Here is a 12,937-nt window from a genome sequence, read left to right as displayed (position 1 = left end):
CCACGCCGCGCCGCTGCTCGCGACGGTTTTCTCAGGCGTCGTGACGTTTGTTGGTCGTGACGCCTGTTGTTGGATAAATAAAGGCTGGCTGCGTGCCGGCCTTTATTTTATCGGCGCAGCGTCGACGCCTTGGCGCGCGCCTGCGCCGATGGGCGGGTAGCGCGTTGACGCACCTCAAAGAATGGGGTCTTGCCGGGCCGGACGGCGATGGCGGACCAGTCGTTGTCGATGCTGACGTGGCCCAGGTTACCTTTCCAGCTGATTTTCGGCCCGCCTGCCCTGGCTGCGGCCTTTTTACTTTTCCCCTCCTTGCCATCCGCGTCGCCATCGCGCTGCGTATCGACCAATAACACCTTGCCGCTGAACTTCTTGGCCAGGGTGCGGATCTGCTTGCGCGGTCCGGCAAAGCCATCCTGTTTCGAACTGAAGCTGGGCAGCAGCGAATTGTCGTCTTCATCGAGCACGCCCACGTCGCCATCGGAAAACAGCACGATGCCGTCGAGCTGCTTGCGCTGCGCCATGGCGAACAATCGTTGCAGCCAGGAACGGTTGGCGACCAGGCGGTCTTCGAATTCGCTGTTGCGTCCCGCTTCCGGCAAGAAATGGTTGTTATTCGCCGGCAGATTCACGGTGGCAAACAATACGCCGCCGTATTCCCAGTGGGCATTTTCCGCATAGCTGCGGAATTTTGCCGTCGATGACAGCCGCGACAGGGTCAGCTTGTGCTGGCCCAGGCTTTGGTCATCGGCGAAATACACGTCGCGCAAGCGGTTCAGGCGTTCGATGGCGTTGACCCTGCCGCGCGAATTGCGGCAGTTGGCCCAGTCGCTTGCCGACAGCGAGACGATCAGCGGCGGGCCGCTGGCGTCGAGCAAGTCCTTACGCTGGCCATACAGCTTGTCGCTGCACGATTCGCTGGCGGCCTTGATGCCGGTGGCCACGACGAACGAGGCATTGAAGGCGCTGGTGTCGGCGATGGCTTTTTTCAGGGGGCCGTCGTCCGGCCCCGCGTTGAAGGAGTGGCCCAGTACGGCAAACTCGAAGCCGGCCTGGTCGGCGGGGGCCGCCACCGCCGCTTGCCATGGCAGGCTGGCAGCGAGCAAGCCGGCGGCCAGCAGGCGTATCGAGCTGCGCCGGCAGGTCATGCGGCGGCCAGCCGTTTCAATTGATACAGCTGTTCCAGCGCGTCGCGCGGCGTGAGCGCATCGGGATCGAGGTCTGCGATGGCGTCGAGCAAGGTTTGCTGCGCCGCGTTCAGCGCGGCCAGCGGCGCCGCGGCTTCCTCTTCTTCCTCTTGCGCATACGGATCGGCGGAGGGCAGCGCGAACAGGTCGCGTTGCGGCGTGGCGTCGAGCGCCTGCGCTTCCAGGCGCGCCAGGTGCTTGCGCGCTGCCTTGATCACGGGCTGCGGCACGCCGGCCAGTTGCGCCACCTGCAAGCCATAGCTTTGCGAGGCGGGACCGGCTTGCACGGCGTGCAGGAAGACGATGCTGTCCTTGTGCTCGACGGCGGACAAATGCACGTTGGCGGCGCTCGGATGACTGTCCGGCAATTGCGTCAGCTCAAAGTAATGTGTGGCAAACAGGGTGAAACTACGGCTGGTGTCGATCAAATGGCGCGCGATGGCCCACGCCAGGGCCAGGCCGTCGAAGGTGGAGGTGCCGCGGCCCACTTCATCCATCAGCACCAGCGAGTGCTCGGTGGCGCCGTTCAAAATCGCCGCCGATTCCGTCATTTCCACCATGAAGGTCGAGCGTCCGCCCGCCAGGTCGTCGGTGGCGCCGATACGCGTGAAGATGCGGTCGATAGGGCCGATGGTGGCGGAAGCGGCCGGTACGTAGCTGCCCACGTAGGCCAGCAGGGTGATCAGGGCCACCTGGCGCATGAAGGTCGATTTACCGCCCATGTTCGGACCGGTAATCAGGAGCAGGCGGCGCTCGTTGACGAAGCGGCAATCGTTGGCGATGAAGCGTTCGATCTGCTTTTCCACCACGGGGTGGCGGCCTTCGACGATGTTGATGCACGGCTCGTCGACCAGTTGCGGCGCGGCCCAGTTGTGTTGCTGCGCATGTTCCGTCAGTGCATTCAGGGTGTCGAGCTGGGCCAGGCCTTGCGAGATGGTCTGCAAGGTGCCGATGTGCGGCGCCAGGTCGGCCAGCAGCAGGTCGTACAGCAGCTTTTCGCGCACCAGTGCCTTGTCCTGTGCCGACAGGGCCTTGTCTTCGAACACCTTGAGCTCCGGCGTGATGTAGCGCTCGGCATTTTTCAGGGTTTGGCGGCGGCGGTAGTCGTCCGGCACCTTGTCCGTCTGGCCGTGCGTGACTTCGATGTAGAAGCCATGCACCTTGTTGTATTCGACGCGCAGGTTGGCGATGCCCGTGCGCGCGCGTTCGCGTGTTTCCAGGTCGAGCAGGAACTGGCCCGCGTTTTCCGACAGCGCGCGCAATTCATCGAGTTCCGCGTCGAAACCGGTGGCAAAGACGCCGCCGTCGCGCACCATGGCGGCCGGTTCCTGCGCCACGGCGCGCACCAGCAAGTCCAGGCAGGCGGTCGGCGTGGCTAGCGCTCCGTGGATGGCGGCCAGCAAACCGCTTTCGCCGCCCTGGCCGGGACCATAACAACGGACCACGTCGCCGCGCAGGGCCGGCAGTTGCAGCAAGCCGTCGCGCAGGGCGGCCAGGTCGCGCGGACGGGCCGACAGCAGGGCGATGCGCGTGGTGATGCGTTCGATGTCGGGCACTTGCGCCAGCGTGGCGGCGAGCGGACCGGCCGCTTCGCTTTGCGCCAGCGCGGCGATCGCTTCATGGCGCGCGCGGGCCACGTTCTGGTCGCGCCGCGCATGGTGCAGCCAGTGGCGCAGCATGCGCGAACCCATGGCCGTGCGGCAATGATCCAGCAAGGAGAACAAGGTCGGCGATTCCTGGCCGCGGATGGTTTCCGTCAATTCCAGGTTGCGGCGCGTGGCCGCATCCAGGCCGATGAATTCGCTTTCCGTTTCCGTGATCAAAGAGCGCACGTGCTGCAAGCCGCGGCCCTGCGTCGATTGCGCATAGCGCAGCAGCGCGCCGGCCGCACCGAATGCGGCGCCGAGGCCGTCGGCGCCAAAACCCGTCAAGGTCGCCACGCCCAATTGGTCGAGCAGGGCCTTGTGGCCGCCGACCACGTCGAAATGCCAGTCCGGCACGCGGTTGATGTGCGTGCCCGCGTAATCGTCGAACAGGTTGCCGTTGTCGCCGCTCAAGATTTCGGCCGGCACGATGCGTTCCAGTTCCTGCTGCAGGCGCACGGCCACGGTGCCGCTGTCGCCGGAAAACTCCATCAACTTCAAAGCGCCGCTCGCCAGCGACAGCCAGGCCAGGCCCGTGGTGACCGTCTTGCGCTGCGTGATGCTGCACATGGCCAGCAGCGGGCGCTCGGCCTTCTCTGGCAGCAAGTCCGCATCCGTCAGGGTGCCGGGCGTGACGACGCGCATGACCTTGCGTTCGACGGGACCCTTGCTGGTGGCCGGGTCGCCGATCTGCTCGCAAATGGCCACCGACTCGCCCAGCTTGACCAGCTTGGCCAGGTAGCCGTCCAGCGAATGAAACGGCACGCCGCACATTTTAATCGGGTTGCCACTGGCCACGCCACGCGCCGTCAAGGTAATGCCCAGCAGGCGCGAGGCTTTCTCCGCATCCTCGAAAAACAGCTCGTAGAAATCGCCCATGCGATAGAAGACCAGCATCGTCGGGTGGTTTTCCTTGATGCCTAAATATTGCTGCATCATGGGAGTAAGCTTTTCAGCCGAATTTTTCTTTGCCGCGGCGGCGTTGATTTCTTTGGGGACGGTGGTCATGTGTTCTTTGTCGTTGGTCCGGCGGCCGGAAAATGCGTGCCTGCCGGGCTGTGGGTGGTGCTGTGTGCGTTCAAGGCCGCGCCAGGGGGCGGAGCTTGGGTTCAAGGCCGTCATTTTACCGCTTTCGGCAGGCGGGGCGGTGTATTGCGTGCGGATGTGAAAAAGCCGCGCCGGTGGAGGTGGCGCGGCTTGGATATCCGGTAGTACTAACTGTTGAAAAGTATCTGTTGGTGGTGTAAGGATTACGTCTCGACGTTCCCACCCACAGATGCTTCCGGATCAAAACTGAATACGCGCAATTCTGGCAAGTCTTGCTCACCTCGAATAATGCGCACGGTCAGTACAAACGAGAGTTCCCAGCGGCCCTTGCTCTGACCCACGTCAAGGTTGTGTTTCCATTCCTGGCGGATGCGGCGCAGATCGGGCAGGGCTGGATCAGGCGGCAATACATGAGATTCAAAATCCAGGGGCAGCTGATAGGCGGCGCCGGCGGCTTGCAGGAAGGGCGAAGGCAGCGAATAGCGGGTGGGTACGTCGGGGCCGATCTGGGTCAACTGGGGTACGCTGATGAGGCAGCAATCGACTATTTGGAAGGAGGTAAAGCCACTTGCCTTTGTGCCACAGCAGTTGACTTCCAGGTAGACGTGCTGGCCTTGCTGGAAGTGCACTCCTCCCATGTAGGGGCCATGGCGTGGGTCCGCGCTGCCGTCACAAGAAGTAAACGCATAGTCAAGCTGGTTGGTGATTTGGTCTGCATCAAAATGCACGGATAACTTCATCCAGGGGCTTACAGGCGTCATTTTTTATTGTCTCTTTCCAGGTTGATGAGAAATTGTTGGTAGCGAGCATCTCGCCGTAGTGTCAACAGATCAGGTGCCGATTCGATCAGGTTGATGGGGTAGCCGCGCTCCATCGCCTGTTTCAAAGCCGCCATCGCTTCGTTGCGCTTGCCTAACAGCTCATAGGTCAGCGCCGCCCTGAAATGGATATCGGGCAATGTGGGCGCTAGCCGGATGGCTTGCGCTACATGCCATAGCGCATCGTCTCGCAAGCCCGCATAGGCTGCATACAATGCCAGCCGGGAGTTGACCTTGGGGTCGTCCGGAGAGTGTTGCAGCATGACTTTGATCAAAGTGATGGCACGGCGGTAGGAATCGCGCGACAGTTCTATCTGACCAGGCACCCAGCGTTGGGCGTCCGCCAGATTTGCCCATAGCAGGTAGTTACCAGGGTTCCCTTTGTTTTCTGAGACGGCATTTTTAAAGGACTGGACTGCTCCCAGATAGTCGCCCTTGTTAAACAGGGCATTCCCTAGGTTGGTATACAGTTCCCAGTCGGGATGCACCTGCAATCCTTGCTGCAGGACTTGCAGGGCTTCATTGCCGCGATTCAGGCGTTCAAGCGTAGCGCTAAGCTGGGCATACGCATTGGCCACCTGCGGATCCATTTGTATGGCTTTCCGAAAGAGTTTTTCAGCTTCCGCGTAATTGCCCTGGTTGTAATTCATCCTGCCCAACATCGAAATAAAAAGGCGATCACGGGGATACAGGGCGATGGCCTTGTCAAGCACATCCCTGGCTTGATCAAATTTTTGTGCGTAGATGAGCAGGCGTGCCTTGCCGTACATGCCCAGCGGATTGTTTGGGTCCAGATTCAGTGCCGTAGTAATTTCCTGCATTGCTTGCCGACGGTCGCCATGATGTTCAATAGCCCAGGCTTGCGCCACATGGGCCAAAGCTAATTGGTCGTCTGTAGTCAATGCCTGTTTCGCAGCGACGTCCGCGCGTTGCAGCCAGGTTTCATCCCGGTTGCTGCCTAAATAGCGCAGTGTGAAAACCAGCGACAGGCCAGCATTTGCCGCAGCATGCTCTGGATTATGTTTAAGTACAGTGCTGAAATGTTCAATGGCCTGTGTCTGCGCGTCTTCTCTATCAAACACCCGCAACGCTTCCATCCCCGCCGCCATGCTGGCCATTTCCGAATACGGCGCGGGCGCTTTTTCGCCCGTGACGAACGATTTGACGGCAGGAAGGATATTGGGCAGCTGCCATCCCGCCAGTACGGCCAGCAGCGCCACGCCCGCACCCCATTTAAGCGTGCGCTTGCGGGGCAGGGGCAGGCGGATGGAGACGCTGGCGGGGGGTTCTTCCTTCGCGGGTATCTCGTCGGCAAGGGGCGTGGCCAGGGTGGGCGGCTCCCCGCGCTGCGCCCCGATCGCCTCGCGCACGTCGCGCATGGTGCGCGGCCGTTCGGCCGGGTCGTGCGCCGTCATCGCGCGCACGAGGGCGTTGATGGCGGGCGGGACGGAGTCGGGCAGGTCGGGCCATGGTTCCGTCGCCTGCATGTGGGCGGCGGCCAGGGCCAGGCCGTTCAGGTGGGCGAAGTGGCGCTGGCCGGCCAGCATTTCGTACAGCATGGCGCCCAAGGCATACACGTCGCCGCGCGTGTCGGGCAGGCGGCCCATCAGGCGTTCGGGCGCCATGTAGGCGATGGTGCCCTGCAAGTCGCACAGGGTGGTCGTTTGCGTGGCTTGCGGGTCGATGTGGCGCGCCAGGCCGAAGTCGAGGATGCGCACCTTGCCGTCCGCCTCCAGCATCAGGTTAGACGGTTTCAGGTCGCCGTGGACCAGGTCCATGGCGTGCGCCTCGTCCATGGCGTCGGCGATCTGGTAGGCGATGTCGAGCGCCCCCTGCAAGTCGGCCTTGCCGCTGTGCATGAACTGCCCCAGGGTCTGGCCTTCGACCAGTTCCATGACGATGGATTGGCTCGTGCCCTGGCCCTCGATGGCGAAGATGCGCACGAAGGCGGCATGCTTGAGCGAAGCGGCCAGGCGCGCTTCATTGATGAGTTTTTCCGGATGCAGCACGTCGGCTTGCGGTTTCAGGCGCTTCAGCGCCACGCTACGGCACAGCTTGGCATCCCAGGCTTCGAATACATGGCCGAAACCGCCTTCGCCCAGCAAGCGGCGCACTTCATAGTGCCCGCTGATCGTGTCGTCTTGCGGCGGGGTCTGACGCAGGGAGTCGAGCAGTTCCATATACCTTGGCTTCAGAGTGCATCAACGTGGGCATCCGGCATCGAGAGGGTCAATGCGATGTTGGAATGCTCAAGATGATTGATTTTGAGTAACTTCCTGATTTAAAACGATTGTTTCGAATAAGTCAATTAATATTGACAAGGAGTGAACAAAAGCTGCCATTGACGGCGATTGCCATTTCGGCGCCCGGCAAGCCGTCAATGTGTTCGAACGCAATGACGACCGTTGCGTAGCATCCGATAATGCAGGCGGGAGCGGCCCGTATGGACAGGTGCCGCGCTATGCGTTGGACAGGGAGAGGAGGCAGTATGCGTGGCGTGATCCGCTTGAACGACCCCACCAGCCATGGCGGCAAGGTGGTGGGCGCGGCGCCGAAGAGTACCGTGCTGGGCGTGGCCGTGGCGCGCAAGGGCGACCCTTGTGTCTGCCCGATCAAGGGCCACGTGCGCTGCGTGATCGCCGAGGGTGATCCGCAGGTGCTGATCGACGGCGTGCCCGTGGCGTTCGACGGTCACAAGACCAGCTGCGGCGCCAGCCTGATGTCTACCGTGGGCAACAGCGGGCGCGCTTAGGCCAGGCTCGTGTCGATGGCCGTGCCCAGCTTGTCGACGATCTCGTCGACATGGCTGGCGTCGATGATGTAGGGCGGCGCCAGCAGGATGTGGTCGCCGTGCAGGCCGTCGATGGTGCCGCCCATGGGATAGCACATCAGTCCGTTCTGCATGGCGTGCGCCTTGATGCGCGCGTGCAGGCGGCGGGCTGGGTCGAACGGCTGCTTGCTGGCGCGGTCCTGCACCAGTTCCAGGCCCAGGAACAGGCCGCGGCCGCGGATGTCGCCCACGTGCGCATGGCCGTCGAAACGCGCATGCAGCCGCTCTTGCAGCAAGGCGCCCATGGCGCGCACGTTGGCCAGCAGATCGCGTTCCTCGATCTGCCGCTGCACGGCCAGCGCGGCGGCGCAGGCCGTGGCGTGGCCGATGTAGGTGTGGCCGTGCTGGAAGAAACCCGTGCCGGCGCGGATGGTGTCGCGGATGTCCTGCGACACCATCACGGCGCCGATCGGCTGGTAGCCGGCGCCCAGGCCCTTGGCGATGCAGATCAGGTCGGCCGTGACGCCTTCCTGCTCGCAGGCGAACAGGCTGCCCGTGCGCCCCATGCCGCACATGACTTCGTCGAGGATCAGGAGGATGCCGTGGCGCTGGCAAATGGCGCGCATGCGCTGGAAGTAGCCGGCGACGGCGGGCAGGGCGCCGGCCGTGGCGCCGACGACGGGTTCTGCGATGAAGGCCATGACCTTGTCCGCGCCCAGCGTGGCGATATGCTCTTCCAGCTCCTGGCCCAGGCGCGCCACGTAGTCGCCGTCCGTTTCATGGGCTGCCTGGTCGCGCCAGGCATAGCAGGGCGACACGTGGGTGACGTCGATCAGCAGCGGCTCGAACTGCTGGCGGCGCCAGGCGTTGCCGCCCGTGGCCAGCGCGCCCAGGGTGTTGCCGTGATAGCTCTGGCGGCGCGCGATGATGTGGCGGCGCTGCGGCTGGCCCCGTTCGACGAAATACTGGCGCGCCATTTTCAGCGCGCTTTCCACCGCTTCCGAACCGCCCGAGACGAAATACACGCTGTCGATGCCGGCTGGCGCCCGGGCGACGAGGAAATCGGCCAGCTGCTCCATCGGCTCGGTGGTAAAGAAGGAGCTGTGCGCGTACGCCATGCTGGCAACCTGCTGCTGCACGGCGGCGATCACGGCCGCATCCGAATGGCCGAGGCAGGAGACGGCCGCGCCGCCGCAGGCATCGAGGTAGCGCTTGCCATCCGCATCGATCAGGTAAGGGCCGTCGCCGCCCGTGGCGACGGGATAGCTGGCGGTCAAGCTGCGGTGGAAGACATGGCTCATGGCGTCGCTTTCTTATCGGCAAGGGGGAAGATGGCCGATTATAGGATGCGCCACGTCATATTGCAACGTTTGATGTATTTATATTTAATTTACATCATTCGATGTTTTTACGTAAGCGCCCAGCGCCCGCAATTGCTGTTCCGCCGCGCCGATGGCCGTGACGGCATCGGGCCCCGCGCGCGCCACCAGCAGTTCCACCAGGCTTTCCACGGCCGCGACGCCGGCCACGATGGAGGGGAAGAACGAGGGGCTGTCGACGGCGATGACGATGCTGGCGTCGGCCTGCAGGGCCAGCGGCGACATGGCGCTGTCGCTGATGGCGACCACCCGGCAGCCGGCCTGGCGCGCCGCCTGCGCCACCAGCAGCGCTTCGCTCGAATACGGCGCGAAGCTGATGACGACGACGGCTTCGCCCGCCTGCAGGGCGCGCAAGTCCATTTCCAGGGTGCCGCCCTGGCCGCTCAGCAGCTGCACGCTGGGGCGCAGCAGCCGGTACAGGTAGTGCAGGGTGTAGGCGATCGGGTGGGCGGCGCGAAAGCCGGCCACGTGCACGCGGGGCGCCGCCTGCAGCAGATTGGCGGCCCCGTCCAGGGCCGCGTGGTTGGCGCTTTCCGTGGCGGCCAGGTTGCGCTGCTGTACCGTGAACACTTCGGTGACCAGGTCGTGCTCTTTCCCCTCTTTGCCGGCCAGCGCGCCGGCTTTTGCCGCGTAGCCGCTTGGTCCCGCGCGCAGGCGTTCCACGAAGATGGCCTTGAGTTCGGGCCAGCCGGCAAAGCCCAGCTGCTGCGCCAGGCGCACGAGGGCGGCCGATTGCACCTGCGCCCGCGCGGCGATGCTGCGCATCGACGAGACGGCCACTTCGTCCGGGTGGTCGGCCAGGTAGCGGGCGCCGGCCTGGAATTGCGGACTCAGCTGCGCATGGCGCGCCTTGATCAGGTCCATCAGTGCCGCATAGGAATCGTGGGGTGTCGCTGCCTGCATCGCCGTGCCTCAGTTGATAGGTTGCGGCGATGGTACAGGATTCGTCAGCGCGCCGGTAGCGGCGCGCCTTGCACCCGGGCAGCCGTGCGTGGACGCAGGCGGGCAAACAGGTGCGGCCCGGCCGGTTTGCGGCGCGGTCCCGTCGTCAGCACGCGCAGGGCGGTGGGCAGCGGCACGTCGTGGCAGTGCAGGAACAGGGCGGCGGCACCCGTGCCGGCCATTTCCTGCAAGGCCAGCGCATGCTCGACCAGCGCCGCCGTGCGCATGTCGAGCCGTACAGGGATGTCGGGTTGGAATAACTGTGTGTCGATGGGCCGTGCATTGCGCATGCTGTCCCCCGCCGGGTTCGCTAGTCAAGCTGCCAGCATAAAAGCGCCCCGGCGCCACCACTTTGCGCCAAATCAATTCCACTGTCGGATAGATTCCACAAGGCAAAAAAAACGCCAACCGTTGCCGGCTGGCGCTGAAAACCCTCGAAGGAAGAAAGGGTGGGGACGGGCTAGTAGCTCCAGCGGACTGAGATACCTACAACCTTGTCATAGCGCCGCACATCGCGCACATAGTCCGGCGTGTCGTGATAGTCGCGGTAGGTCGAGTCGAGCAGGTTGTTCGCGTCCAGCGTCACCGTGGTATTCGGGTTGAGCTTGTACGAGACCGACGCGTCCAGGGTCTTGGTGGGCGCCACGGTCAGGTGGATGCCCTTGCCGCGGTAGTTGTAGTCGTCGACGTACTTGTCGCGCCAGCTGTAGGCCAGGCGCGCCGACCACGGTCCCTGTTCGTACAGGCCGACGATGTTGGCCGACCATTTCGACATGCCCGTGAACGGATGCGCGCTGCCATTCAATTCTTCCAGCTCGCCCGTCATATAGGTGGCGTTCGCCTGCAGGCCCAGGCCGCTCATCCAGCCTGGCAACTTGTCGTAGAACTGCTGGTAAGCCATTTCCACGCCTTGCAGATGGCCCTTCGAGGTGTTGCGCGGACGCGTGATGTCGTACTCGATGCCGTCATACGTTTCCTTGGCCGAACCGGACAGGATGTAATTCTTGAAATTGTGGCGGAATACGGTGGCCGTGACGGAACCCGTCTGCGCGAAATACCATTCCAGCGCCGCATCGAGGTTCTTGCCTTCCACGGGTTTGAGGTCGGGATTGCCGCCGCTGCCCGTCGGACGCACCATTTCCAGGCTCTTGCCCAGGGTCACGCCGGGGTTGAAGTCGGCGAAGTTCGGGCGCTGCACCGCCTTGCCGGCCGTCAGGCGGGCGACCAGGTCCTGGCGCAGCATGGCTTTCAGGGTCAGGCTGGGCAGCACGTCCGTATCGGACGTTTTCACGCGCACGGGCGTGACGATGCCGTCTTGCGAAGAATTGCCTTGCAAGTCCTGCTTGGTCTGCACCACGCGCACGCCCACGGTGCCATCGACCGGCACTTGCGCCAGATCAAAGCCGATGCGCGCCTTGCCGTAGACGGCATTGGTTTTTTCCACATCCTTGAAGTGGGTCATCGGATCGTCCGGGCTGCGTTCGCTGCTGCCCGTAAATAACTGGCGCAAGGTGTCCGTGTTGTTGAGCATGTAGTCGCGGCACGGCGTGAGCCAGCTTTGCAGGCCGAAGTTGCCCGTGTTCTTGTGCGAGGTGCACGCCAGGCCGGGCAGGGCGTCCGCGGTCATGATCGACGTCAGTCCGCCTTGCACGTTCTTTTCGCGGATCGATTCGGCCTTGCGCTTGGCCAGGCGCACGCCACCCGAAAATTCACGGAAAAAGCCCGTGCTGTCCATGTCGTAGGTGACGTCGCCGCGCCAGTCGGTCGAGCTGCCTTCGTCGTGGCTGTGGTTATCGTAGAAGCCGAGCAGCGTGTAGTTCTTCGGGGCCAGCATGTTGTAGCCGGGGTAGCTGATCTGCGCGCCGCCGTTGACGTTCGTGCTGCCGATCACGCTGGTCGGATGGGCGAGGAAGTCGAGGATGGGAAATTCGCGTTCGAAGTTGCTGACCGTGCGCGCCAGTTCCGTCGTGGCGCGCAGCTGCGGCGTGATGTCCCAGCGCGCGCCGATGGCGCCTTGCGAGCCGATCGAGCGGTCGCGCCGCGCCTGGGTAGAACCGAGCGTGAACGGCGACCAGGGGCCGTCGATCTTGCCCACCGTGGCCGCCTGATTGGTGCCGGGGATCAGCGTGATGTCCGGGTTCTGGCCCCAGGGCAGCGAACCGACGAAGAACTGGCTGTCGAACGCGTGCTTGATCAGGGTCGACATGCCTTCCGCATACACTTCCACCTGCGAGTTCGGGCGCCACTGGAAGGCGGCATTCGCCGCGTAGCGCTTGCGGTCGCCCACGGTGGGGATCATGCCGACGGAATCGGGGCCCGTGATGTTGCCCGCGTCGGGGCGCTTGACGGGTTCGGCGTTCCAGATCGTCTCGTCATAGTATTTGCTGCGCTGGTAGGACAGGCCGAGCAGGGCGCCGAATTCGCCGTATGCGGTCTTCCAGCGGTTCGAGACCATGCCGCTGACGTTCGGATCCGTCGAGCCGGACTTGTCGCGGTGCTCGGCGCGCACGTTGCCCGATGCCGTGAAGCCCTTGAAATCGAACGGGCGGTTGGTGCGCACGTCGACCACGCCGGCCGTGCCGCCTTCGACCATGTCCGCGCCCTGCGATTTGTACACATCCACGCGCTGCAGCATGGCCGTCGGGATGTCGGCCAGGTACAGGCTGCGGCCCACGGAGGTGAACATTTCACGGCCGTTGAGCAGGGTCACCACGCCGGGCAGGCCGCGGATGATGACGGAACCCGCTTCGCCGCCTTCTCGGCGGATTTGCACGCCCGTCACGCGGCCGAGGATTTCGGCCACGTTCTTGTCGGGGAATTTGCCGATTTCATCGGCGACGATGGAGTCGACCACCTGGTCGTTGTTCTTCTTGATCGTTTGCGCGCTCTGTGCCGCCTTGCGCACGCCCGTGACGGCGACGACGGCGATGCCGGCATTGTCGGCTGGCGCCGGTGTTGCCGTTTCCACCGTTGCTACCGCTTCCACGGCGGGCGCCTGTTGCGCCCAGACGGACGCGCTGCTCAGCAGGCCGGCGCCGGCCAGGGCGGCCACCGTGGCCTTCAAGGTCAGCCGTGTGTTTTGCTTGGGCGTGCGGGTGCCCGTTGCCATCGATTGCTTCATCTTGTCTCCACCTGTATTTTAGTTATGTTGAGA

At 63.7% G+C, this 12,937-nt stretch carries 9 protein-coding genes; 1 reads left to right on the top strand and 8 read right to left on the bottom strand.

Going from position 1 to position 12,937, the window contains the following annotated elements:
* Positions 1-107: 107 nt before the first annotated feature.
* From VPH40_RS09510 to VPH40_RS09495, 4 genes are all read right to left on the bottom strand, one after another.
* Positions 108-1,145: a hypothetical protein gene (locus VPH40_RS09510; RefSeq protein ID WP_328573285.1), complete on the bottom strand. Its 1,038-nt coding sequence runs from the start codon at positions 1,143-1,145 to the stop codon at positions 108-110.
* Positions 1,142-3,835 (bottom strand): DNA mismatch repair protein MutS, encoded by a 2,694-nt coding sequence (gene mutS / locus VPH40_RS09505; RefSeq protein ID WP_328573284.1) that lies wholly within the window; start codon positions 3,833-3,835, stop codon positions 1,142-1,144. The genes VPH40_RS09510 and mutS overlap by 4 nt, the downstream gene beginning before the upstream one ends.
* A 242-nt stretch (positions 3,836-4,077) precedes the next feature.
* Positions 4,078-4,635 (bottom strand): hypothetical protein, encoded by a 558-nt coding sequence (locus VPH40_RS09500; protein WP_251350388.1) that lies wholly within the window; start codon positions 4,633-4,635, stop codon positions 4,078-4,080.
* Entirely contained in the window at positions 4,632-6,872 is a 2,241-nt protein-coding gene (locus VPH40_RS09495; protein ID WP_328573283.1) for a protein kinase domain-containing protein, read from the bottom strand. Before VPH40_RS09495 ends, VPH40_RS09500 begins: the two co-directional genes overlap by 4 nt.
* A 308-nt stretch (positions 6,873-7,180) precedes the next feature.
* On the opposite strand from VPH40_RS09495, the gene VPH40_RS09490 reads away from it, so the two are divergent.
* The gene (locus VPH40_RS09490) at positions 7,181-7,444 is read left to right on the top strand and encodes a PAAR domain-containing protein (RefSeq protein ID WP_289904035.1); all 264 of its coding nucleotides are present in this window, start codon (positions 7,181-7,183) and stop codon (positions 7,442-7,444) included.
* Here VPH40_RS09490 and VPH40_RS09485 read toward each other — a convergent pair.
* The 4 genes from VPH40_RS09485 to VPH40_RS09470 all read right to left on the bottom strand — a co-directional run bounded on the left by VPH40_RS09485 (position 7,441) and on the right by VPH40_RS09470 (position 12,904).
* A complete protein-coding gene (locus tag VPH40_RS09485; protein WP_328573282.1) occupies positions 7,441-8,763 on the bottom strand; it encodes an aspartate aminotransferase family protein in 1,323 nt (440 codons plus the stop codon). The genes VPH40_RS09490 and VPH40_RS09485 overlap by 4 nt on opposite strands.
* An 84-nt stretch (positions 8,764-8,847) precedes the next feature.
* Positions 8,848-9,744 (bottom strand): MurR/RpiR family transcriptional regulator, encoded by an 897-nt coding sequence (locus VPH40_RS09480; protein ID WP_328573281.1) that lies wholly within the window; start codon positions 9,742-9,744, stop codon positions 8,848-8,850.
* 44 nt (positions 9,745-9,788) lie between these two features.
* Positions 9,789-10,073: a hypothetical protein gene (locus VPH40_RS09475; protein ID WP_077407612.1), complete on the bottom strand. Its 285-nt coding sequence runs from the start codon at positions 10,071-10,073 to the stop codon at positions 9,789-9,791.
* Between the two features lie 170 nt (positions 10,074-10,243).
* On the bottom strand, positions 10,244-12,904 hold the full coding sequence (locus VPH40_RS09470) for a TonB-dependent receptor (protein WP_328573280.1): 2,661 nt from the start codon (positions 12,902-12,904) through the stop codon (positions 10,244-10,246).
* Positions 12,905-12,937 lie beyond the last annotated feature (33 nt).

It is taken from the genome of Janthinobacterium sp. P210005 (assembly GCF_036231865.1).
GTDB lineage: Bacteria > Pseudomonadota > Gammaproteobacteria > Burkholderiales > Burkholderiaceae_D > Janthinobacterium > Janthinobacterium kumbetense.
Note: the sequence above shows the minus strand (reverse complement) of the source record. Positions and strands in the feature narration are given on the sequence as shown.